The sequence below is a fragment of the Epilithonimonas tenax DSM 16811 genome, assembly GCF_000428485.1.
Classification (GTDB): Bacteria; Bacteroidota; Bacteroidia; order Flavobacteriales; family Weeksellaceae; genus Epilithonimonas; species Epilithonimonas tenax.
The window spans coordinates 1-24,557 of sequence record NZ_AUAA01000043.1; the positions used below are offsets into that span (position 1 = coordinate 1).

The 24,557-nt window shown below is 35.6% G+C and carries 27 protein-coding genes; 26 read left to right on the top strand and 1 reads right to left on the bottom strand.

What is annotated here, in order from left to right:
* From F564_RS20790 to F564_RS0114735, 26 genes are all read left to right on the top strand, one after another.
* The coding region (locus tag F564_RS20790; protein ID WP_034981749.1) for a hypothetical protein at nucleotides 1-887 on the top strand (887 nt) is incomplete at its 5' end.
* A gap of 10 nt (nucleotides 888-897) precedes the next feature.
* Entirely contained in the window at nucleotides 898-1,221 is a 324-nt protein-coding gene (locus F564_RS0114615) for a bacteriophage spanin2 family protein (protein ID WP_028122616.1), read from the top strand.
* A gap of 37 nt (nucleotides 1,222-1,258) precedes the next feature.
* Nucleotides 1,259-1,621, top strand: coding sequence for a hypothetical protein (locus F564_RS0114620; RefSeq protein WP_028122617.1), 363 nt, complete (start codon nucleotides 1,259-1,261; stop codon nucleotides 1,619-1,621).
* Nucleotides 1,618-3,105, top strand: coding sequence for a relaxase/mobilization nuclease domain-containing protein (locus F564_RS0114625; protein WP_028122618.1), 1,488 nt, complete (start codon nucleotides 1,618-1,620; stop codon nucleotides 3,103-3,105). Before F564_RS0114620 ends, F564_RS0114625 begins: the two co-directional genes overlap by 4 nt.
* Nucleotides 3,106-3,153: 48 nt before the next feature.
* Entirely contained in the window at nucleotides 3,154-3,849 is a 696-nt protein-coding gene (locus tag F564_RS19395; protein WP_051259641.1) for a ParA family protein, read from the top strand.
* A gap of 34 nt (nucleotides 3,850-3,883) precedes the next feature.
* Nucleotides 3,884-4,477, top strand: coding sequence for a hypothetical protein (locus tag F564_RS0114635; RefSeq protein WP_028122619.1), 594 nt, complete (start codon nucleotides 3,884-3,886; stop codon nucleotides 4,475-4,477).
* Nucleotides 4,478-4,612: 135 nt separating this feature from the next.
* Nucleotides 4,613-4,933, top strand: coding sequence for a DUF4134 domain-containing protein (locus tag F564_RS0114640; protein ID WP_371462110.1), 321 nt, complete (start codon nucleotides 4,613-4,615; stop codon nucleotides 4,931-4,933).
* 1 nt (nucleotide 4,934) lies between these two features.
* A complete protein-coding gene (locus tag F564_RS0114645) occupies nucleotides 4,935-5,249 on the top strand; it encodes a DUF4133 domain-containing protein (RefSeq protein WP_028122620.1) in 315 nt (104 codons plus the stop codon).
* Nucleotides 5,221-8,295, top strand: coding sequence for a TraG family conjugative transposon ATPase (locus F564_RS0114650; protein WP_028122621.1), 3,075 nt, complete (start codon nucleotides 5,221-5,223; stop codon nucleotides 8,293-8,295). The genes F564_RS0114645 and F564_RS0114650 overlap by 29 nt, the downstream gene beginning before the upstream one ends.
* Nucleotides 8,282-8,950, top strand: coding sequence for a hypothetical protein (locus tag F564_RS0114655; RefSeq protein ID WP_028122622.1), 669 nt, complete (start codon nucleotides 8,282-8,284; stop codon nucleotides 8,948-8,950). Before F564_RS0114650 ends, F564_RS0114655 begins: the two co-directional genes overlap by 14 nt.
* A gap of 11 nt (nucleotides 8,951-8,961) precedes the next feature.
* Complete coding sequence (locus F564_RS0114660; protein WP_028122623.1) at nucleotides 8,962-9,648, top strand: hypothetical protein; 687 nt, start codon at nucleotides 8,962-8,964, stop codon at nucleotides 9,646-9,648.
* 1 nt (nucleotide 9,649) lies between these two features.
* Nucleotides 9,650-10,315: a hypothetical protein gene (locus F564_RS0114665; protein WP_028123300.1), complete on the top strand. Its 666-nt coding sequence runs from the start codon at nucleotides 9,650-9,652 to the stop codon at nucleotides 10,313-10,315.
* A gap of 6 nt (nucleotides 10,316-10,321) precedes the next feature.
* On the top strand, nucleotides 10,322-11,152 hold the full coding sequence (locus F564_RS0114670) for a hypothetical protein (RefSeq protein ID WP_028123301.1): 831 nt from the start codon (nucleotides 10,322-10,324) through the stop codon (nucleotides 11,150-11,152).
* Nucleotides 11,153-11,154: 2 nt separating this feature from the next.
* The gene (locus F564_RS0114675) at nucleotides 11,155-12,402 is read left to right on the top strand and encodes a membrane protein (RefSeq protein WP_028123302.1); all 1,248 of its coding nucleotides are present in this window, start codon (nucleotides 11,155-11,157) and stop codon (nucleotides 12,400-12,402) included.
* Nucleotides 12,403-12,425: 23 nt separating this feature from the next.
* The gene (gene traK, locus F564_RS0114680) at nucleotides 12,426-13,040 is read left to right on the top strand and encodes a conjugative transposon protein TraK (RefSeq protein ID WP_028123303.1); all 615 of its coding nucleotides are present in this window, start codon (nucleotides 12,426-12,428) and stop codon (nucleotides 13,038-13,040) included.
* A 1-nt stretch (nucleotide 13,041) separates the two neighbouring features.
* Entirely contained in the window at nucleotides 13,042-13,395 is a 354-nt protein-coding gene (locus tag F564_RS0114685) for a hypothetical protein (protein WP_028123304.1), read from the top strand.
* A complete protein-coding gene (gene traM, locus F564_RS0114690) occupies nucleotides 13,391-14,599 on the top strand; it encodes a conjugative transposon protein TraM (RefSeq protein WP_028123305.1) in 1,209 nt (402 codons plus the stop codon). The genes F564_RS0114685 and traM overlap by 5 nt, the downstream gene beginning before the upstream one ends.
* Before the next feature lie 4 nt (nucleotides 14,600-14,603).
* Entirely contained in the window at nucleotides 14,604-15,473 is an 870-nt protein-coding gene (locus F564_RS0114695) for a DUF4138 domain-containing protein (RefSeq protein WP_028123306.1), read from the top strand.
* Between the two features lie 10 nt (nucleotides 15,474-15,483).
* Entirely contained in the window at nucleotides 15,484-15,840 is a 357-nt protein-coding gene (locus F564_RS0114700; RefSeq protein ID WP_028123307.1) for a hypothetical protein, read from the top strand.
* Entirely contained in the window at nucleotides 15,840-17,831 is a 1,992-nt protein-coding gene (locus tag F564_RS0114705; RefSeq protein WP_028123308.1) for a type IV secretory system conjugative DNA transfer family protein, read from the top strand. Before F564_RS0114700 ends, F564_RS0114705 begins: the two co-directional genes overlap by 1 nt.
* 1 nt (nucleotide 17,832) lies before the next feature.
* Entirely contained in the window at nucleotides 17,833-18,708 is an 876-nt protein-coding gene (locus F564_RS0114710; RefSeq protein WP_028123309.1) for a M23 family metallopeptidase, read from the top strand.
* The gene (locus F564_RS0114715) at nucleotides 18,698-19,411 is read left to right on the top strand and encodes a hypothetical protein (protein WP_028123310.1); all 714 of its coding nucleotides are present in this window, start codon (nucleotides 18,698-18,700) and stop codon (nucleotides 19,409-19,411) included. Before F564_RS0114710 ends, F564_RS0114715 begins: the two co-directional genes overlap by 11 nt.
* An 8-nt stretch (nucleotides 19,412-19,419) precedes the next feature.
* Entirely contained in the window at nucleotides 19,420-20,298 is an 879-nt protein-coding gene (locus F564_RS21020) for a hypothetical protein (protein ID WP_228373911.1), read from the top strand.
* A gap of 22 nt (nucleotides 20,299-20,320) precedes the next feature.
* A complete protein-coding gene (locus F564_RS21025) occupies nucleotides 20,321-21,412 on the top strand; it encodes a hypothetical protein (protein ID WP_051259696.1) in 1,092 nt (363 codons plus the stop codon).
* A gap of 78 nt (nucleotides 21,413-21,490) precedes the next feature.
* Nucleotides 21,491-22,177 (top strand): hypothetical protein, encoded by a 687-nt coding sequence (locus tag F564_RS0114730; RefSeq protein WP_028123312.1) that lies wholly within the window; start codon nucleotides 21,491-21,493, stop codon nucleotides 22,175-22,177.
* The gene (locus F564_RS0114735; protein ID WP_028123313.1) at nucleotides 22,167-24,275 is read left to right on the top strand and encodes an HsdM family class I SAM-dependent methyltransferase; all 2,109 of its coding nucleotides are present in this window, start codon (nucleotides 22,167-22,169) and stop codon (nucleotides 24,273-24,275) included. Before F564_RS0114730 ends, F564_RS0114735 begins: the two co-directional genes overlap by 11 nt.
* 7 nt (nucleotides 24,276-24,282) lie before the next feature.
* Here the strand turns inward: F564_RS0114735 and F564_RS0114740 are convergent.
* Nucleotides 24,283-24,557: transposase (locus tag F564_RS0114740; protein WP_154656805.1), on the bottom strand; the 275-nt coding region annotated here is incomplete at its 5' end.

Sequence of the window (24,557 nt, forward strand, 5' to 3'; positions counted from 1 at the left end):
TCGTGTTTGTAACATCTCCAGCTACTAATTTATCCGGTCAGGTCATTCATATCACAAAGTCCGGGTTGTATTATTTTGACGGTGATCTATGGAAGTCATTTATACAAGAAGACCCACTAGATACAGTTGCGCTCAAGGGCAACACTTCTACGGTTGAACTTATTGTCAAGAACAGTCTGCATCTTGATTTTGATGAGAAAGAAAATTACATACTGGGCATTTCCAGAAGTCCAATCATAGGTGATTACAATTCTATTTTTGCCACCGATTCAAATATAACGTCCGGAAAGGGAAATTCAGCCAGCGCTTACGCAATGTCTCAAGGCGAAATTACAGGTAAACTTAATTATGGAGCAGGAGTTTCAGCATTGAACGGAATCTTAAATGGAGTGATTTCCGGAAGCAGAAATATCGGAATTGGTCCTGGAGCCATGTCATACATCACTTCAGGAAACGATAACATATCTATCGGCTACCTGTCAGGAACAGGAAACAGAACAGGATCTAACAATATTTTCATTGGTATTGGTGCAGGCAGCCCAGCCACAGGAAACAGAAGCATAAGTAATAAACTGGCTATACATTCAACCCCCGTCACAACAAGTTCAACCAGCTTTTGGGATAGTATCACGAACAATTATACGGATTACAAATTTGCTTTGATTTCGGGGGATTTTTCTGAAAGATGGTTAAATATCAATGGCAAGCTCAGCGTAACACCTTCCCAAATGCCCAATGCAGACGGAGATTTATCCTATACAAAAAAAGTGGTTGCCAAAGCTGATGGATCATTTGGTTTCGCAACAGAAACGGTTCCTAACCCTCCGTCTACCGGAACATATATTCTGAAAAGTGTTAACGGCGTAACAAGTTGGGTAACGCCATAATCATAAAACTATGAAAATTTTTTTTAAATCTTTATCGCTAATAATTATCGTTTCGCTAACATCTTGTAGAGCTATTATTTCGAATCCGGGCAAACCATTAAAAGATAATTCTCTAGAAATAAATCAGAAATATGAAGTTCAGGATTTCACTGCAAAAATCCACAAAATAAAAATCACATTAATTGATAATAAAAGTATTTATGGCATTTCCAAAAAAGGAGAGACTATCTCAATCGATAAAAAACAAATCAGGGAAGTGAAAAAAGTAAAGGTCGTGAGTTCTATCGTTGTAGGCATTATGGCAATTGCAACGGTCATCCTTGTTCCAATATAGAAAACAACATTTAGAAAATCAAATTTGAATTTGAAAGATGAATACTGATGAAGCAAAAGATGAGGTGATTTTGATCAGGATCAAGGGTCAAAAAAAGAAAGACTGGAAAAATCTTTGTTCCAAAAAGCAAATTTCTCTGACAAGCTTAATCATCGACTCTGTTGAGAACAGGATTTTAAATGATGAGAGGAGAAAAATATTGGCGTTCATTGAAAAACAGGATAACATTTTCGGGAAAATTGAAACCAACATCAATCAGGTAGCAAAAATAGCAAATGGTCAAAAGTTCATCAGCGAAAAAGAGCTCAGAAATTTTTCGGATAAGTTAGCAGAGATCTTAATTCTGAAAAAAGAACAGAACGAAATATTTATGAAAATCTATGCAAAGCTATCAAAATGATTGTTAAGATCATGGATCCGGCAGGTCCGAGTTTTCCAGGAGTTCATTATAACGATAAGAAAATTGATAATGGAACCGGAGAATTAAAGCTGATGAAAAATTTTCCTTCCTTCATTAACGAATCAAGCAGCAAGGAAGAAGTAAGAAACTATTTGAGAGCTATTTCGATTGGGAACAAAAAAGTGCAGAAACCTCAATTTCACGCAATGATCTCTACGAAATTTCAAGGACATTCGAAAGAAGAGCTGACTAAGATCGCGGCGAATTTTATGGATGAAATGAAATATGGCGAACAGCCTTTCATTGTGGTGTTTCATAAGGATACAGATAATAATCACGTACACATAGTTTCTACCCGAGTTGATAAACAGACAGGGAAAAAGATCAATGACAGTTATGAAAGGCTTAAAGCCCAAAAAGCATTAAGCGTTACAATGGAAAAATTGTATGGTCAGAAACCGGAAGAAGAACTGGAAAAACTGCTGAACTACAAAATAAGTTCGCTTAATCAGTTGGAAACTCTACTCAATAGAAATGGATATAAGATAGGCAAAAACACAAATGATGAAAATTCTTTTAAAATTTTAAAAAACGGGGTAATACAGCAAACACTTTCAGGAAGTCAGATTGTTTTTGATAACAGCAAAAATGATAAAAGGGCAAAGCAGATCAAAGGTATATTAAGCAAATACAAAGAATTGTATTCCACCAAGGTTTTTAAAGTAGAAGATGATAGGCAACTGAAATCGATGCTCCCAAAAGAAAAATTAGAAGAAAATGATTTAAAAGTAAAAATCACTTTTGAAAGTGAACTTCAAAAAAAGTTGAGAGATGTTTTCGGGATCGATATGGTTTTTCATCATAAAGAAAAAAATCCTTTTGGCTACACTGTAATCGACCATAAAACACAAAAAGTATATAAAGGTAGTGATCTACTGAAAATGAATGAAGTATTTGAATTTACTTCTGAAAAGCTGGATAAGAAGACTTTTGAAATCCTGAAGGATTATAATATTCGCAGCCAGGAAACAAAAAAGATCCTGCTTGAATTTTTTAAGAAGAATAATCCGGAAGCAGAAATCAAGGACTTTATGCTTTTTGAAAACCGGGGTAAAAAAGATCTGGAAACCTATCGAAAAGTCCAGTTTGAAGTAAAGGACTTTATTAGAAATAACAAAAACACAAATGATGAAAAAAAAGATATTTCTATAACGACTGCTGAAGACGGAAAGCTGTATGCTGTTCATACCAAGTTCCATTACGTGGGTGAACTTCAGCCATTAATCGGAGAAAAGGAATATCAAAAATTTCTGAATCCCATAAGCGTAAATGAAGTGCAAACAGAAAACCGGACTGAAAATAATGAAAAAACAGAATTAAACAAAGCCGTCAACGAACTTCTTTTTGAGTTGATGAAAAGTTCTGGAACTGCAAAAGACCCTGCCGAAAATGAACTCAAAAAAAGACAAAAAAAGAGACGATAAAGTTGATGGAAAAATCGTCTTCAGTCCAGTAAAAATCAACTAAAACCTATGATCATCACATTTGCTACCCAAAAAGGAGGAACCGGAAAAACGACATTAGCCATAGCTTTTGCCAATTACATTACCGCTATTTCAGAAAGGAAAATCAATGTTTTCGATTTTGATTATCAGAAATCATTTTACTACAAATGGAAAGATGATGAGCTATTGGACATTCCAAAATTGTACGATGTAGAAATTATTGGCGAGGAAGAAGAGCAGCCTTTTTCAGACTTTGAAACTCTCATTAATTTAAAAGAAAGCGATGAGATTAACCTCTTTGATTTGGCCGGAACGCTCGATGCAAAATACAGTGATTTGCTCATATACAGTGATTTTATCGTAACACCTTTTGAGTATTCCGATGTTTCTGTAAAATCGACTTTGGTCTTTATCAATATGCTGGGACTATTGGAAAGTGAGGCTGAAAGAGTATTTATCCGTTCCAAATATGATAAAGGCTACAAGTATCTGAATCAGGAAGCAATGGACATTGAGCTCGCAAAATATGGAATGCTGCTGCCAAGTCCGGTATTCAAAAGAAACTGCCTACAAACTATTAATACCAGAAGCCTGATAAGCAAACAAAAATATGCAGTAGAACATACATTCGATGAACTTATAAAATACATCAATGAAACCTCAAAAATCAAAATACAAGTGATTAAAAAGAAGGAAAAAATAAAAGATTCAATACCAACATAAAACAACGATCGACTGACAACTAAATCAATAAAAAATGATAAAAATCTCACTTACCATTCTGGCTGTTTATCTGATGTATTATGCAGGTAATATCTTATACGATCTGTTTCTGAAAAAAGAAAGAGAAACCTATAAAGAAGAGACGGAGGAATTTTCTTTGTCCGAAATTTCCGAACAGTACGAAGATCTTACTGCAACTATAGGGATTGAAGATGTAGAAAATCTCAACACTCCCAAGTCCTTTAATAAAAATGTAATCCATTCTGATATCACTGAAGGAAATGAAGAACGACAAGATCTGGAGTATTTAAGAAAACAATTTGAATCTGAACAAGATCTGGATGAATTCGATAATCCATCAAAAAAGGATTTTACCGAAATTGAAAACCAATCACATCCTGAAAATGCTGAATCAAGCGAAGAGTATTTTGAACAAAAGGAAAAAATATCAACCGAAAAGGAAAATCAGAAACCTAATGAAGTGATTAGCGAAAACCCGATCACGGTTAGTGCAGACCAGAAAACTTCCAGAATAAAAGATTGGAAGGCGATGCTCAATCTTTCTGAAACCTTGGTTCAAATGGTTGCGAACTACGATGGATACAAAGTTTATCAATCCACCATGTAGTTAGCCAACTTAAACAAAATCTAACGCACTGATTATTAGAATTAACAGCGGATTTCCATCCGTTGTCCGGGACTTCTATGCCCAAAATTTAACACTCAATTGATTATTAACCCTTTATAAATTTTTTGAATTATGATGAAAAATTTTTTCACAAAAAACGTGACAACAAAAAAAGTTCTAACCCTGGCCTTGGCAATTATGGCGATAACCCCCGCATTTGCCCAAGGTGGTGCAACAGCAATTTCGAATGCAGCAAGTGATATCACTGATTATTGGGATCCGGTCAAACTGATCTTGAAAGCAGTAGGAGGATTGGTTGGTTTCATCGGAGGTCTTCGGGTTTACAACAAATGGACGAATGGTGATCAGGATGTCAACAAAGAGATCCTTGGTTATGGTGGAGCAATGATATTCCTGATTGTAGTTCCGGAATTCGTAACAGCATTCTTTGCCTAATATGGGATTCTATCTCTACAAGGGGCTGAAAAAGCCTCTTGTATTCTTCGGACTCAAAGGGAAATACATCTTTTACGCAGTCGGCGTCATCGGAGGCGGGATCATTTCCGCATTGGTACTCTCGAAGTTTGGTCTCTTAGGCTCTTTGCTTGGTCTTGCAGTCACTGCGGGAGGTGTTTACTTCATTTTCAAAAGACAGGATAAGTATGGTTTGTATGACAAGACCAAAAACTTCGATCACATCTTAATTTTTCCAAAAAGGTTAGACAGTAATAAACTTTTAAAGAATGGCAACAACAAAAAAACAAGCATTTAGCATCCCATTTATAGGCTATGATTATGGAAAAGATTTCAATTGGGATTTTGATGTCCTTTTCGGACAATATGGTAATCCGATTATCGGGATCAAGATAAAAAATATTGTAGAGCAATATTCGGCAGACCCGGATAGCTATCTTAATTTCCACACGGTGTTAAATCAGGTGGTATCGATCATTGGAGAGGGAAGAATTGTTCAGAAGCTCGATATTTTTTCTAAGAAGAAATATACTGCAGAGCAATCCAACCAATTTCTACAACAAAAATATTCAGAACATTTTGACGGCAGGCTTTTCAAAACCATTGAAACGGTTCTGTTCTTTACAGATATTATTGATGATAAACTGAAAAAGAAAAAAAAGCATTACAATTTCTCTGAAAAAAGCTATAAAGAACTACGGGACAAATGCCAAAAAGTATTGATGCTTTTGAAGCAGAATGACTGTGAACCGCAGTTTTTGTTTGAGAAAGATTTTGAATATTACATTTCTGGTGTTTTGTCGATGCAGTTTTCCGAATCTCCCCTATTTGATAATATCAAAAGCACCAACGAATTTTTGCAGATTGGGAACCGATTCGTGAAGAACATTTCTTACGTGGATGTAGAAAACATCGATTTACCTTCAGAAATCGAACCTTATTCTGTTCTCGGCGGTAATGGCGCGGCAGCTGAGACGGCGGTTGATAATTTTAGTTTTATCAATGAACTGGAAGACTACGAAACGATTGTCTATAATCAGATCATTGTGATTCCGCTTCAGGCACAGCAGCAGAGGGAACTCGACAAAAAGAAGAAAAAGCACGAGGGAGCAGCCAACAATTCTCCTTCCAATGCGATCATAGCAGACGAGATTCAGACCCTGCTTCATAACATAGCCATTGACGGACAGCTAGTTGTTAACGCTCATTTTTCCATCCTTTTTTCTGCACAGACACTGGAAAAAATGGAGAACATCCAATCGATGATAGAAAACAAATTATTCACAAAAGGAATCATTGTTTCAAAAAATGCCTACAACCAATTGGAACTCTGGCGATCAGCCATTCCTGGTAATGGAACAGAACTCAGGGAGTATGATCTGTTTATGACGACAAGCGAAGCGGCCTTGTGTTTTTTTTTTAAAGAAAGTTACCCCGTCAATGAAGAATCCAATTTCTATCTGAGGTTTACAGACAGACAAGGCGTTCCACTAAAAGTAGATCCTTCGGATCTACCGATGAAAATAGGAAGAATTAATAACAGAAATAAGTTCGTTCTCGGACCTAGTGGGTCAGGCAAGAGTTTTTTAATGAACAATATTATCGAGCAGTATTTGACCTACAATTATGATGTAGTCATTGTTGATACGGGAGATTCCTATTCGGGAACCTGCAAATATAAGGGAGGAAGATACATCCAATACACTGAAGAAAAACCGATTACTATGAATCCTTTTCTGATGAATAAGAAAGAATTTAATATCGAAAAAATCGAATTTTTGACCAACCTGATCTTCCTGATCTGGCAAGGTCCGGATGCTGCAATGTCATCCGCACAAAAATCCATTTTAGACAATGTGTTGATGTCGTATTACCATCAGTATTTCAACTCGGGAACACAGTGGTATGAAAATAAAACATCTGAAGAACTCATTCTATATTTGGGTAAATACAACATTCACGAAGAGGATCTTTTTTCTGAATATGAGAATGAAGCCAAAGGACAGCATACTTACTATGACATTTTGGGAATTACTTTCGATGCCAGTTCCGATGAAATAAAAGAAGCAGGAAGAAAATTGTTGAAATTTTATCATCCTGATAAGAACATCAATAATCCGGAATATGAAAGCGAAAATTTTTACAAGGTTTATGAAGCGTATGACACGCTTAACGATGAAGAAAGAAGGAAAATATACAATGAAACGCAGTTGATTTTAATCAAGTCGAATGACATCATCAGACAACCCAGATCAGCTGATGAATGGAATGAATCCTTTAGAAAAGCCATCATCAGAAAAATCAAAGAATTAGAAGAAAAGCTAACAGTAGCAGAACTTTCGTTCAATGGGTTTTATGATTACTGTGATCAATTTCTTCCTATCTACCTGAATAACAAAAAACACAATATTATAGAAAAGGAATTTAATCTGCGCACTTTTTTATTTGTACTGAAAGATTTTTACAAAGGCGGAAGGTACGGCACTACGTTAAATGAAAATGCAGATAATACGCTGTTTGACGAATCTTTTATTGTTTTTGAAATTGATAATGTAAAAGATAATCCCAAACTCTTTCCGATCGTAACACTCATTATAATGGACACTTTTATTCAGAAAATGCGCCTTAGAAAAGACCGCAGGAAAGCATTGATTATCGAAGAAGCCTGGAAAGCCATTGCGAGTAAACTGATGGGAGGCTACATTCTTTATTTATACAAAACGGTAAGGAAATTTTGGGGAGAAGCAGTAGTGGTAACGCAGGAGTTGGATGATATTATTGGAAATGCAGTGGTTAAAGATTCCATCATCAATAATTCGGACACGTTTATATTGCTTGACCAGACGAAGTTCAAAGACAACTTTGATAAAATAGCATCACTGCTTTCGCTCAATAAAGTAGAGCAAAACAAGATTTTTACGATCAACAATCTTAACAACAAATTCGGGAGGAGCCGATTCAAGGAATTTTATCTGAAACGAGGTTCAAAAGGAGAAGTGTATGGAAATGAAGTGTCCCTTGAACAGTATTTGACCTATACCACGGAAAAGCCCGAAAAGTCAGCAGTTGAGTACTATGTGCATCAATATGGAGACTATGACGAAGCATTGCACAGGATAGTTGGTGACTTAAAAACCTTCGGAGATAGTCTCGAAAACTTAGTGTCACTCGTGAACTTATATCAAAATCCTCTGGATCAAAAAATCAATTCCTTTTACAGAATGATGAAAAAAGAACACAAAGGAAAGAATGTTTTCAAAGTCATCTCGCAGGAATTGGAAGACCGAAATCTCAGTTTTTTAGAATTAATCAACCAAAAACAAGAGCTATATGAAAAAATTTAGTCTCAAAATAGTAATGCTTCTTTTCCCACTTTATGGGACAATGGCATTCGCTCAAAACACCTACATCGACCCAACCGTAACGGCGGCAATGATTCTCTATTCTGAAAATCTGAAAGCCAAACAGAACGAAGTCATTGAGGAAACTTCAAAGTTAAAGGACGCACAAACCTGGGTGGGAACCCAGATGGTTGCAGCTAATGATATTCAGAATAAAATTTTGAAGGGTTTAAAAGAAGTTTCCGGCACTTTACAAAATGGAATTCAGGCACAGGAAATCTATTCTGAGCTTAATAAATGCTACAATTATTCATCGCAGGTTGTACAACTAGCATCAGAACATCCTGAATATGCAATATTCGGAGTGAAAGCTTCACAAAAAACCTATGAGCAAAGTCTAAAGATCGTGACCGATGTATCTGATATTCTCGCATCCGGAGAACTGAATTTTGCTACTGCAGGAGATCGATATAAAATCCTGCATAATATTTCCGGTAATGTGAAAAATCTGAAGCTTTGGCTTTTGGCGATAAAGTTACGATTGGAAAAAGCCAATCGATTAGGATTCTGGAATTCAATTAATCCATTTGCAGGGTATATCAATACCGACAAAGGTATTGTTGAAAACATAATGAACAGGTACAAACGGAATTTTTAAAAAATTACAAAATGTTAAAGAAGATTCTTCTTAGCCTATTTATTCCGGCTGTTTATTTTGTGTTGACATCCTCCGGTGGCGGTTCTACACCTGCCTGGCAACAGGAAAATGTTTCTTTTCCGATGATGGATATAGAAATCAATGCCACTATGAAAGAACACGACAGGCAAAAGGAAATGCGCCAAAAACAAATTGCCAATGCTACCGTAGAAACAGCTAATAGAACCCAATGGAACCAATTCAAGGAAAAGATTACCAAAGTTCAGGACAGATTGCGGATTATTTCATTTGCCATTCAAGCTGTACCGACAGGAATAGCAATGAGCAGGGAAATAACCAAAATAACAAACAATCAGACTGCTATTATCAATGAAATAAGTGATGCTCCTTATTCAATTATTGCGGTATTGCCTTCCCAGGTTCAATTTGTTGATGATCTGCAAATGGTAACAAGGTTAGTAACAGGGATCATTTTGTCTTACGGAGCCATCAACCAAATGGAAAAATCAGAACGTAAAGTATTATTGGACTATGCTTTAGGGGAACTAAAGGCAATAAGCAGGAATTCTACGCATATGCTGCTCAAGATAAGAGATATTAAAGCCAAAGTAAAACGTAACAAAAGAGCCTTTCAATATTATGTCAATAGGGATAAGCAAGTAGTTGAAAGCATCATGGATAACATCAAATCTTTCTAAAATGAAAAAACTATTTTTTTCCGGAGTTTTTTTCTTCTCTGTTGCATCTGTAAAAAGCCAGCAAATAGTGATTAACGACAAACTTCTGTCACAGATCACCGTAAACCACGGTGTTCGATTAGGAAGCGAACAGGCTTTTCTGGATTCCTATGAAAAGCAAAAAGAATTGTATGATGATATCAACAATAAAATCACGCAGATCATTGCGATTCAGGAATACATCTATCAACAACTGAAAAATGTCAACTCGGCGCTTACCCAGAGTAAAAAACTTATCTACATCTATCAATATCTCGGTAAAATCGTGACGAACTCCAATAAAATGCTGGATCTATCCGCACAGCATCCTGAATATTCCGTCTTGATATCAAAATATTATGTTGAGATAGGCAAGCAAACGATCAAACTTCAGCAGGAAGTTACCCAGGATATTCTCAATGAAGACAAAGATTTTCTGATGGATGCTATGGATAGGGAAATGCTTATTGAAAAGATATTTACCCGTGTCAGAAATATCAACGGAAATATTTTATACATCAATCTGCGATTAGAGAATGCCAAGAAAATTCCTTACCTGTATCAGGTTCCTGTTCTCCGCAACTACATCAATATAGACAAAGCTATTGTTGGCGACATCATCACTAAATACAACCAAATCTTTAATTAAAAAATCATGAAAAATCTACTAAAAAAAATCGGTCTATTTCAGTTGCTCTTTTTTACAGCTACTGTGTTTGGGCAATTGAGTGTAAAGAGATTGAATGACCCTTCCATTGTTGCTCAACATAAAAGAATGGTCTTTCAAGATTGGGGAGATTGGCGACCTTATCCCAAATATTTTTTAGGAGTTCAAACCAATTTTGCCTATGCAACGGTTTGGGGAATGTGGGCTCCAAAAATAAACAGGGATTATAAAGATGGCGAAGACATTCGACCGTTAAAACCGACAGGAGTTCAAAATCAAAGATTCGCTCAATTGAAGTTTCAGGAGGAAGAAGCAAAAAAAATAAAAGCTGCTTCGGACACCATTCATAAAAGAAGCGTTCAGGATTTTGCCCATTGGACGTCCGCTACTGTCGATGCCGATCCTCTTTGGTTATTGTATTACAAACGAATGCTAAAACCTATTACTGAATTTCCTGATACCCCTCAAAACTTTATCGAATGGCGGCTGAAAGAACAGCAAACTTTTGAAACACTCAGTAATACAGGTACTATAACACGACTTCAGGAAGAATTGGATCTCATCAAAGAAAAGTACACAATGTCCAGAAGTATGGATATGCCAAGAGGCAAACGATTCATTATGTATCACGAAACCCTTATCAAGTGGAGGAAGTTTGTAAGAGAGCTAAGAGATTACAACAACAAGACAACACTGCTTACAGATTATAAAAATTTTTTAAAAAATCATTCCAATTATTCCTTGCCACCTGCGTGGACACCGGCATCAGACCAGCAAATTGTTCAAAGTATGATGAATCATTATAAACACCGATTTTAAAAATGAATAAAACAGTCACAGTAACTTTTTGCGTATTCGCAATTCTTTTACCTGTCATGGGTTTCGCCCAAACAGACGGCGATTATAGTAATCTACTCCAATTTTTAAAAGGAGATGGCGCTTTTGAAAAATGGTTTATGGAGGTTTTTACCAAATTAGACAACAGTGTACAAGATAGTGCTGCCGCTTCTGCTTTGGTAGGAAAAGCAATAGGAGGTTTAGGTGCTCTGATGTACCTCGGATATATGGGTTGGCAAATGGCAGCCGGAGACAGAGAATGGGAAATAACCCCGATGCTGAAACCAATTCTTATAGGATTTACCCTTGTTTACTGGAGTGGATTTGTCAGTATGATTCAAGCACCATTTGAGGCTATTGCCGAACCAGGGATTTCAATTTTCAGCGATATAGAATCAGAAGTTAATGACTTACGGGTGGAAAGATTTAAGAAGCAGCAGCAATTACTAGATGCTGTCATCAAATTAAAGGCGGAAGAGGATGCGAAGCAGGAAGTTATTGAAAATACCACTGAAGATGCTGATGATTCGTGGTATGACATCAGTGAGGGATTGGATAAACTCATTCAGCCTATCAAAGAATGGTCTATAAGAATGGAATTCCAAATGCAAAAATTAGTCGCAGAACTTATTGAATTTTGTTGCCTTTCCATTCTTAGGGTTTGTGTGTATCTTATTTTCTTCATTCAAAAAATATGGTCTTACATTTTAATTATTTTGGGACCGATAGCTGTTGGAATGGCTCTTGTTCCCGGGTTTGAAAATTCATTATACAGTTGGGTTTCAAAGTTCATCAATATCAATCTGTACACTTTTGTTGCCTACACCATCATCAATATCGGTCAGCAATTGATCGCTTCCGGTTATACAATGGAGATCGAAAGGTACGACACCTTATTATCCAATGGAACCATTACCAATTTAGACGCTTTAATGGTGTACGTTTCAAATTCCGGAATGATCTACAATCAGCTCTTTACTTGTGTTGCTTATGTTGTTACAGGAATCGGTGTACTGATGACCCCAACTATTGCAGACAGTATTGTTTCAGCTGGAGGGGCGGGGGCGATGACCAAAATGAAAAGTGCAGCAGGAAAAATGGCAAGCAGTGCAAAGACAGCAATATTGGCAGCTAAAACAGGTGGTGCATCTGTAGCAGCTGCCACAGCAAAAAATGCAGCTGCAGGGTCAGCATCGGGAAGAGTTCAAGGAGCGATGAAAAATGGAAAATAACCTCAAAAAAAAACCAAAACAAAATGCTTATCAAAAATATAGAACAAAGAATTAAAATCAACAAGGTCATTTCAATCTCAACCATTGTTTTTGCCGTTTTCATTGTCATTGCCGGATTTTTCTTTGCGTACAGAATGATCGAGGATTCCAGAAAATCAATTTACATTTTAGACAATGGTGTTCCGGTTCTTGCCAAGCAAACGGACGTACTACTGAATCGACCTGTTGAATACAAAGCGCAAATAGAACTTTTCCACCGATTGTTTTTCACGCTCGCACCAGATGATACCTATATCAAGGATAATATTCAAAAGTCATTGTATCTCATTGATGACAGCGGAAAAAAAGAATATACCAACTTAAAAGAAAAAGGTTTTTACAATCAGATCATCGCGTCCAGTTCGATGGTCAGTATCCATACCGATTCTATTGCACTCAATATGGAACAGAAGAAATTTCATTTTTTTGGGAAACAAATGATCACAAGAAAATCTTCTGTCATTACCAGAAAGCTCATCACCGAAGGTTTCTTTGAAGACATCATTAGAAGTCCCAACAATCCTCACGGTGTGATTCTTAAAAACTGGCGAATCATCAATAACGAAGAACTATCCAATCAAAATAAAAACTCTTACTAAAATGGAAACTACATTAAAACAAAAGGGTCAGAAATGGCTGCAGTGGGCAGTTCAAAATCCAAAGAAATTCTTCACGTATTCAATGATTCTACTGTCGGTTTCATTTATAGGGTCTCTAATTCAAGGTATCTTTTTCCCTTCCGAAACAGCATTTAAAATAAGACCTCCGGTTCTCTATTCTAAAAATAAGTCGAGTCAAAATCTATCTGTCAACAATGATAAAGAGATGGAAAAAATAGTACAAGAACTGAAAACTTTAAAAGTGAAAAGAGACAAAAACGCACTGAAAAAAGAAGACAGTTTACGAATTGACTACTTGTTCAACCAATACCAAAAATTAAAAAATGGACATTAAAAAAATAAATTTTAAAGAAAAAAAATATGTTCTGCCTCTTTTGGCTCTGCCATTTCTTTTTCTTTTCGGCTACGTAGGAGCACAGTTTCTCAAAGAAGATACTTCTGAAAAAAATAAACCAAAAGAATTGTCACTATCACTCGGCGATACGCAAGATTCCATTATGACCAAAAATGATGCGTATGATGCTTTTTTCAAAAAAGAGGATAACAGAACGATGCTTGGTGGTTTGGATAAAGAAGAAGATAGTTTATTGAACTATGATGACCAATTGTCACTGGACCAAAAAAGAAAAATTGACTCCTTAAAAGCAGAAAACGGAAGACAAAACAGATACCAGGCAAAAGAAAATCAATCCTCGTATTACAAACCAAATCAATCACAGAGGGATGACAAAGATTACAACAGGTCTTCAGAAATCATTAAAATGCTGAATGACAAATCTTACGGGAACCAAGAAGATAAATACGCAGATACACCAAAAGAAAAGACACAAAGTGTCCAACCAGACCCTGTAAAATATCTGAAAGAACAAATGCTCGTGATGGATTCTTTAGAAAAATCCCGTGATCCTGAGTACCAAAGTAAACTCGCAGCAGAACAAAAACTGAAGTCCAATAAAGAGAAAATGGAAGATTTTCTTAATTCAACTTTCAATGTGAGCAAATCCGGAATCAACAGTGGTTTCAATGCTTTCTATAAGGAGAAAGAAAACAGCTTTATCAAAGCGGTCATTGACGAAAATAACAAAGGCTTTCTTGGAAGCAGGATTAGGTTCCGATTGTTGGAAGACATCTTTGTCGGGAACAAAAAAATAATCAAAGGTTCGATATTATACGGACAAATCTCAGGATTTTCAATGCAGAGAGTCAATCTCAACATTGTATCTGTATTCACAAAAGGAGAAATCTATCCTGTCAATCTTTCGATTTATGATGTTGACGGGATGAAGGGATTGTACGTTCCGCAAAGCGTTTTCAGAGATATGATGCGGGAAATGGGAAGTAACTCAGTACAAGGAACTCAGATGGATATGGGCGGAAAAGGATTTTTCTCAAGCATTGGATCCAGCCTGTTTACATCAACATCTAAATCTATTGCCAACCTGATCAAAGAAAATAAAGCAAAACTGAAATACAACTCATATGTCTTTTTGATCGACGAAAATCAATTGAAAGATTCACAAAACCAACAAAAAAAATAAAACAATGAGAACTTTATTATACACCCTTTTAATATTCACAGCTCAATTTTTCACGGCTCAAACTGCAACCAAAGAACAGATTGTTTCCGATTTACCTGAGATTGAAATTACCGAAGGCATCAACCTGCATATTATCTCGCCTGAGCCCATTCAGTACGTGGATTTGTCAACAGAAAAACTGACTGGAGATTTGCCTTCTACAAACATTGCCAGAATAAAGATCACAGACCATCCTGATTCTGACGAGAAAGGAAAAATCAATATACCTTCCGTTTTTGTTAATGGAAATACTATTGGGATCATTACCGTTGTCGCACAATCTTTCATTGCACAGTATAAAGTGGTGCATAGAAATCAGGATAACCTCAATACGATTACCAATATTCATATACAGCCCGAAGCGATGCAGCCTGTAGAATTTGATAAAATGGTGTTCTCTAATCTTGAACTGAGAAAATTTTCGATGGATATTATTCGAAAAAAATCTGAAAAAAATCCGATTAGAGAAGAAAAAAATCTAAAACTCAGCTTCCAGCTCAATAATGTCTATGTGATGAGTGCTTATATTTTTTTAGATATGACCATCAAGAATAATTCTAATCTGAACTATGATATTGAGGATTTGAAATTCTCCTTGGAAGACAAAAAAATACACAAAGCCACCAATAACCAAAGTGTAGATCTAACACCCATTTTACAGCTCAATCCGCAGAAACACTTCAGAAAAAATTTCAGGAATATTTATGTTTTCAAAAAATTCACTTACCCAAACAGTAAAGTGATGATGATTCGCTTGATTGAAGAACAGCTCTCGGGGCGCACCATAGAAATGAAAGTCAACTATTCAGATATTCTGAAAGCAGATACCTTTTAATATTAAGACTATGGAAAATTTTACAGTTATGCTGTGTTTTGCACTGGTGATATTACTATTTACCTACCATTCTGTTGCTATAATTATTATTTATAAAAAACGAAAAGAATTTATCATTGCCTATAAAAGGGTGTTAAACCTTAAAGATTGGTGTGATAAAATATCTGAAGAGCCAGGTCACTCATACATTATCGAGAGTGTCGAAAAAAGAGGAAATGAATTAATAAATAAATTGAATCTGTTGAATGCCAAACTTGTTAAAATACAGGAACATCATAAAAATTTGCAGGAACGGCAACAGAAGCTACACGATAGTTTACTGGAAGAACACAAATTACTGAATCAATATTTCGAAAATTATTCTTAATGCAAGAGCAACAACACCAAATAAAGATCTATGGCTTTCTACAAAAAGCGGTGTACGCAGTCGTAGCACTCGATTGTGCTTCGCTTTTCTACCTTAATGCCAATGTTCCGGTAGTATCAAACTTGTTGAAAAATTTTTCAAAGTTGAGTTTTATCTACCCTCCTATCAATGCCAAATTTGCAACATTGATTCTGATTGGATTAGTGGCTGTCGGAACAAAAGCCAAGAAAAAGAAAGACCTTAATATTAGTAAAGAGATTATTGCTCCTATGATTTTGGGATTGCTGATGATTTTTTCTTCACTGGTTTGGCAGAATGAGGCAGGAAATGAAAAACTTCCAAGAGTGTTTCCCGGATTTAATCTCTATCAGGGAATCTATGCAGTTCTTTCTTTTTTAGGGGCAGTTATTCTTCAAATGGGTGCAGATAGTATTTCAAAACTGATGCAGCAGAAAATGGGAAAAGACCGATGGAATGTTGAAGAAGAATCTTTCGACCAAAATCAGGAATTGGTAACATCGGATGTCACAATCAATATTCCATACTTGTTCCGTTACAAAAACAAAAGCAATAAAGGTTGGATGAACATCAATCCTTTTAGAGGAACGATGGTCATTGGAACACCAGGTTCTGGTAAATCTTTTGGTGTGATCAATCCTGCCATAAGACAAATGATTGCAAAAGGTTTCTGTCTCTGCATCTACGATTTTAAATTTCCTGATCTAGCACAGATTGCATACTACCATTATTTGTTGAAAAAAAGTAAGGAAGCAGACTACGATTACAATTTCCACGTCATTAATCTGAAAGAGGTTGAAAAATCAAAACGAGTCAATCCATTTCACAAAAAGTACATCCAAACTTTAGCAGAAGCCCAGGAAATGGCAGAATCAATGGTTTCATCTCTACAGAAGGGAGGTTCGAGTTCCGGAGGTGGTTCTGAAGCTTTCTTTACCCAATCCGCCATCAATTTTCTGTCTTCCTGTATTTATTTTTTTGCAACATTTGAAAATGGAAAATATTCTGATCTGCCTCATATTCTTTCCTTTATGAACCGCAGTTATAAAGAAATTTTTGACACACTTTTTACCAACGAAGAAATTTTCTCTTTGCTTTCGCCTTTCAAAACGGCGTATGACAACAAAGCGTTTGATCAGCTGGAAGGACAAATTGGAACTTTGAAAATATTCCTTTCCCGATTGGCAACTAAAGAAAGCTTTTGGGTGTTTTCGGGAGATGAAGTGGAATTGAAGATTACTGATCGTGAAAATCCATCCATTATCATATTAGCATCAGATCCGGGAACACAGGATATTAACTCAGCCCTTTATTCCTCGGTGTTAAACAGGACTTTAAGATTGATCAATTCCAAGCACAATTTACCGGGAGGAATTATCGCAGACGAATTTCCGACGATTTATATTCATAAAATTGATAACATCGTGGCCACTGCAAGAAGCAATAAAGTTGCTGTAATGCTTGGATTACAAGAAATTCCGCAGCTCAGACAGTTCTACAAAAAAGAAGTTGCTGATACAATTTCTGCCATTGTTGGAAATATTCTTTCCGGATCTGCCAGAGACAAAAATACATTGGATTGGTTGGAAAAACTTTTCGGAAAAATTAAACAAAAATCATACTCACAATCCATTTCTCAGCAAGGAACAACCACCAGTATCAATGAAAAGATGGATCATATGATTCCGGCAGGTAAAATAGCAGCCTTGAAAACCGGAGAAATGGTAGGAATGATCGCACAGGGAGTAGAAAATGATGCTGAGGAGTACAAAACCTCTGCAGTCAGCGGTAAAATTAATTTGGATAGGAAAGCCATACAAGAGGAAGAAAGCAACTATGTGAAAATGCCTTCATATTACTCTTTTGTGGATAAAAAAGGGGTTAACCGAAAAGAAGAAGTGTTGATGACCAATTTTAGAAAAATCAATAAAGAAGTGGAACTCATTGTGAATGAAAATATAAAAGCTGCATAAAATGAAAAAACTAAAATACATATTTACATTGATGGTGCTGTTTTACAGTTGTTTATCATCTGCGCAATTTAATACGATTACACCAACAATACCGAAAAAATCTGAAAATCCAAAGCTATCCGAAAAATCTAATATTGAAGATCCAGTAAAACAAAAGAATGCTAAGAAATCTTGGAAGCAAGTTTTAAATATCACCACAAAATCAGATTTAAAAAATGAAACCAAAGGTTCGACGAAGTGGTTAACGAGTCAAATTGATTCTTTGAAAATGTTGATTAAAGAATCTAGCAGTGTAAATGAAGTACGAAAAAATGAGTTTGAAAAACTGAAAGATTCCTTGGTGCTGCAATCACTGAATAGAGTAGAAGAGGCACAGCAAACATCAAAAAAACAAAACTTTTCTACAACGTATGATTTCGTAGATGAGCCGGCGGCATCTTTTTCAAAAATTGTGATGCCCCTTAAAAACAAAATCACCATTACATCTTCGTACGGGACAAGAACGCATCCTATTTTCAGAACAAAAAAAACGCACAACGGTATCGACTTAAAAGCCAGTTATGAAAATGTTTATTCCGTTTTGGACGGAATTGTTACTGCAACAGGTTGGGATTCTAAAGGCGGTGGAAATTACATTAAAGTAAAACATTTTAACCGTTTCGAAACCTCGTACCTACATCTCTCAGAAATATATTATCGAGTTGGAGAAAAAGTAAAAGCGGGATTCATCATTGGAAAAAGTGGGAATACCGGAAACTCTACGGGTCCACATCTGCATTTTTCGGTGAAAGAATTTGGACAGAGCATCAATCCTTCTCATTTCTTAAATGACCTCATAAAAGTAAACAATTTAATAGCAAACCATTATGAACACTAATACTTTACCAACAGACGAACTAAAGAAATATGGAATTATTAATGAAGATAATTCTTATTCAAAAAAACTAAATGCGGATGATATTCAGAAGTTTCTACAAGGATATATCATCGTTGCGGATAACGACAAAAGCAGAGCAACTTTTCAACTGACTGATAATAATACCAAACTGAAGGTCATCCATTTAGAACGAGACAAAAACCTACCGGAAATACTTAAAAACAGTAAGGACAGAGTTGAATATACCGATATTCAAAAGGTCTCTAACAATCTGTTGCCGGAATTTTCGACGCTTGAAAAAAAAGCTTTCATTTTCGACAAAGAAACCAATAAGGTAGTAGAATTCGATTTCATTAAAAATGCAAGAGAATTGACCGCAATTATTGCCGACAAAAAGAATACCGAAGAACTTAACCGTTACATAGCAGAACTTCTAAAACTTAAATCTTTTCTGCAAGATAAAATAGTTCAGTTCCCAGAAATGGCAAAAGAAATTACGAATGATTTGAATATTGTGTCCAAAGAATTCAATACGGTTGCTGGAATCTCTGAAAAGCAAAATCACTCTCAAAAACAGGAAAAATCAGACGTACAACTGAATGTGAACGACCCCGATGTCTATCAAGATGCCAATCGAATGAGAGAGGAGGAAAGCCAAGAGCAGGACGAGGAAATACAAAAGTCAAGAGGTTTTAGAAGATAGCTTAATAGGTGGAAAAAATGGAAGATAATCTAACCTGGTTTGATAAGAATATAACTCCAAGAACAGGAGCCTATAAAAATTTTGTAAAAGAAATGGAAAGTATGTCACCTGAACAGTTTTTTCGGGACGGAGAGAGGCTGTTTACTGATAAAGAGAAAAAGTTTATGGTAATTCACCAATCTAAGGGAAGAGCAGTTATCATAGGTTCAAATTTCACATTGAAAACAATTTTTCATTCAAATCCCGATCTCGTTACTAAGGATACATTTAACAATCCTGCTGAATTAGTCAGATTTATTGAAAAGCAACAACTAGCCAATAAACATTTGATTTTGCAAAATAACAGGGAGTCTACTGAAATTATTATAAGTAATGAGTTAATAAAGCAGAAATTTCTCTCTGATCTCTGGGCTCAGGAATTCGAGAAAGAAACTGATTTAAGTTCCGGATTGACCTATACACAAATTGATGAAAAGCAAGCTCATCATTATCGAAATTATAAAGTTGAAGCTGCAAAGTTATCATTAGAAGGGATTCATCAAATTGAAATGACTGATCTGGAAGAAAATGCAGACTTCTTTCCAGATGAAAGCCTTGAAGAAAATTTAATCCCTGCATCTGACCTTCCGGACGGCTGGACCTGGAACGATTACGATGATGGAAGTGGCTCGCTGAAGAGTCCAAGCGGTCATAGGTATTACAACTATGATATGCAAAATCAGGAATATACATTACCGTACGGTCGGCGAGAATGGACAGGTATGAGAGATTTTTATGATGCTCCAAAAAGTTTGAACGAATTCAAAAGCTATGTCGAAAACGACTTAAAAGCAAAAGCGGTGCAAAATAATCTTTATCCGAAACTTTCCGAAGAGGAAAAAAAATGATCTTCTCAATTACAGGATCTTTATGAAAGAAAACGAATTCATACTGGAAAATTTACATATTACCTCAAGCCAGAGAAAAGCTTATTCAGAAAAAATGGAATTTGGAACAACGAATGGAGATTATTCTTTGACCAATAAACAATTAGACCAAATTCCGGACGTCCTTGATGGACACGACCTGTCCAAAAATGATAAATACGCATTAGCTTTTGGCTTGTTGGAAAAATCGGAATATGGCGAATCTTATGAAATATTGATCAGCGGTGAAATTTTAAAAATCTATCTGGAAGAAGATAGTTTACCAAAAAATCGAATATTAACAATCAACGAAATAAAATTTAACAATCAAAACCCAAACATTATGGAAACACAAAAAGAACATGAACCATCTCAGTATCCGAAATTTCAGTTAAAATATCTTGGTTTCGGAGAAGGAGAACAACTGCACAAAGATTTAGAAAATGGGATTAATGCTCCCGAAAAAGAGTTCGAAATTAAAACCACTTCCGACAAAACGATGCCCGGAAATGAAATGGAATTCACGTTAAAATTCAATAAGATAGAAAATGGAAGTGTCTTTATGAATTTTTATAATGCTAAACTCACTAAAGAAAATGGCGACGTTATCTCCCACAATTTTCCTGTTAACAGAGTAAATACATTTACTGCTAAAGAAGCAGTCAACCTTTTGGAAGGGCGTACGGTAAAAATAGAATTTCACAATCCGAAAACAGAAAAAATAGAACCTGCATTTGCCAAACTGAATTTTAACGAATCCAAAACTGAAAAAGGAAATTATAATTTCCAGAATTTTTACAAAAATTATGGTGTTGATACGGCTCAGATCGTAGAAAAATCCAAACTGATCTTCGATAAGCCGGAATGGAAGGAAAGTACCATAAAATCTCTGGAAAAAGGAAATATCGTCAAGGTAAAATTTGAATTGGATGATAAAGTCATAGAAGGCAAAGCGGTGCTGAATCCGCAATACAAAAATATGAATCTGTATGATTCCGATATGAACAGAATCAATACCAATAAACCTTTAGAAGGTTTGGAACAAGACAACAAGCACGAAAAAAATAACGTGAAAGAACAAAGTATTAAACGATAGATAACACGTACAACCAATCATTTATTTCCCAGCGGTAAGTCAAATTAATTAGGCTGCCGCTTTTTTAAATCTACCAAAATGAAAAAACTTATAATACTTCCCTGGTTATTTTTACTACTTGCTCTTATTTCCTGCCACAAAGAAATCAAATCCGAAAAAGGAGGAATCGATGTTGTTTCTAATGTATATTTCGATGTTTCCAAAAATCTGGACAAGATCCAAAGTTTTCATTTGTCAAGCCTTAATTATTCGCGAGATTCTATTATAGAAAGGATTCCGGATGCTGATGCTCTCGAAATAACCCAACAGATTTATTTCATTAAAGATTCATTGTGCTATACCATTGAAAATGAAAATCCGGGCAAAATTATTCTGTCAGACGTCATAAAAAAACAAAAGCCGCTTTCGGTTGAAGAGAAAAAACGAGGAACATTGTTTTCTCAGGAAAAAATCCCCAATTACAGAAACAGAAAAAATCTGAGTGATACGGTTTTGTTTAAGAAAAAATACAAACGATTTGAAATCAACTCACCTTGGATGTACACCCGATTTTACATTTATCCAACGGATACTATTTTACCGTACTCTATTTACAAACACGTGGAAAAGGACTACCAAGGTAGGCTTGAAAGGATTGATTCTTACAATAAAAAGACGGACATATTCGTGACGCTTCAATTGATAGCAAGAAAAAACTGGGACAGTGAAGCCAAAGAAATTTTTGAATTTAACCACTTCATAAAAAGCAGAAAAAGTGAAAGATGAAGATTTTTTTAATGAGATAAATAATGACATTTCTGTAGTTGAAGGAAATAAAAAGGAACTTATTGTTTTCACAAACAGTAAGGATATGCTTTCATTCTTGGAGCTTCTTCAAATGAATAAGAAAGTCAATAATAGAACATTGATTACGCTTAATTCCGGTTCAAATAGCAAAAAGTTCCTCAATAGATATCAGAATTATGATGGTAAAATGTTTCTTTGTCTTACCGGGGACAGAACGGGAAATGCAATAACCATGAAAATTCTTACAGAATTTAATGGCAAAAATATCAAAGACGTTCGTCCGTTGTATGAAATTTCTGAAAATGGGAATCAAGACCTAAGCGAATATTTAGACAATAAACTCAATCGTCAAGATAAAAATACTAATTTAGTTGAACCAAAAATTTCTGAAAATGAAAGCAATGCAATTGAATCCGGAAGAACATCCGATTCTCAGCAAGTGGGAAACGGAACACCTGAACAACACACTGGAGAACTTGGCTCAAAAAACCAATCCGAGCAAATCGGAAGTTACGGAAGCGGACAATCATTGGGCAGCAACAATGCTGGAAATGGACTTGCAGGCACAGAGCGGAGCAATTTGGGAAACAGAGACCGAGAAAGAGGATCCGATGGTGGAACACAATCGGAAAATGCTCAAAAAAATGAGGGAAGAGAACATTCCTTGGGCGGAATCATATCCGGGAGACCTGTATCCGATAGACGAAGATCCGAAGGAAGATTTTCCGAGGTAAGCGAAAATTCAACAAATTATGTAGAGCTTGATGCTCTCATTTCAAGATATAAAGACCGAAAACTGAATAATGAACAAGTTGCAGAATTGGTTTCCGCAGCTTGTTTTGTTTCTGACGACCACAAAATCTTTCTAAAGGAAAATCTTAACATCACTGATAATTTAAAAGTAATCTGCAACCAATTCCAAAGTGGTGGAACTTCAAAAGAGGGTAGAGGGATTTTAGATGAATACTACACGCAGGATAAAATCGTTGATGCCGTCCGTAATTTAATCAAAGACCATTTCAAAACCCAAAAAGAAATTTCTATTTTAGAACCTAGTATTGGAACCGGAAATTTCATTTATGCTACTCACCGATTATCTGTAAATTCTAAAATTACAGGTTTTGAAATCAACGAGACCACCGCAAAAATTGCCAAAATTCTACATCCCGAGGCGGACATTAATCTTCGTTCGTTTGAAACTGAATTTATTGATGATCGAGGTAATAGAAAAGACTCAAAAGATTTTTCAGAAAAGTATGATTTGGTCATCGGGAATCCGCCCTATGGTGAACATCGGGGACTTTACAAGGGGTTGGGAGAGGAGCCTAAAATTTCAAAATACGAAGATTATTTCGTTAAACGGTCTTTGGATTCACTAAAACCTAATGGAGTTTTGGCAATGGTACTTCCATCATCTTGGCTGAACCGTCGAAGCAATTTAAAAAATGCCAATATTCTGGAAGGTTTCCGCTTACCCAATGGAGCTTTTGCAGGAACACAAATCGGAACCGACATTATCATTCTAAGAAAAAACACTCAAAATATCTCTACTGATATTTCTAATTATTTCGATGATAACCCAGCAAGAATTTTGGGTGAAACCCGAGAGAAAACCAACCGGTTCGGGCGATTAGAAAAATATATTCGCGGAAATTTAGATGAAGCTTTATTTAAGATTGACCAGTTTAAAAATAGGATAGAAACCCAACGGATCGGAAATCTGTTTGAAGATTTGTTTTTAGAGGAAGAAGCTAAAGTTGAAAATAAAGTTTCTGTACCTAAAAAAGGGATTGCAAAAATTGAAGATCCTGCGAGGATTGAAAACAAAAACAAAAATAAAAATGAACTCAATGTAACAGAAGCTCAAGAAAAAATTGACCAAGTACTTTCCAAACTCAATGACATTAAGTTTAAATCTCCCACAATTACGACTGAAATTAGCAAGTATGAAAAACTGCGCAAAGATCTAATCACAAAGCCGACATCGTTTTCTGATGAAAAATTAAAAGAATTGATTGAAAAAAATGACAGGATTATTTCTATTCACAATATAAAAAATCAGACTGAGTACTCGTAGTGCATTATCAAACTAATGCAATTTTAATATTATTCATTTTTCTATTAAATACAAAAACATTTACAAATTGAATGAAAGTTAATGCTGTTATTTTGCTCAATATCCTTGTTTTAAAACCTTCAAATGATTTTGCGTAGTTGTTTCTGATTTTAAATTGGTCACAAAGCTGAGAGAATAATGTCTCTATTCTTTTTCTCGATTTTCTGAAAATATATTTTTGTTTTTGATAATTTTTTTGGTTGTTTCTCATGGGTGTATCCAGCTTTATATTCGCATAATTGA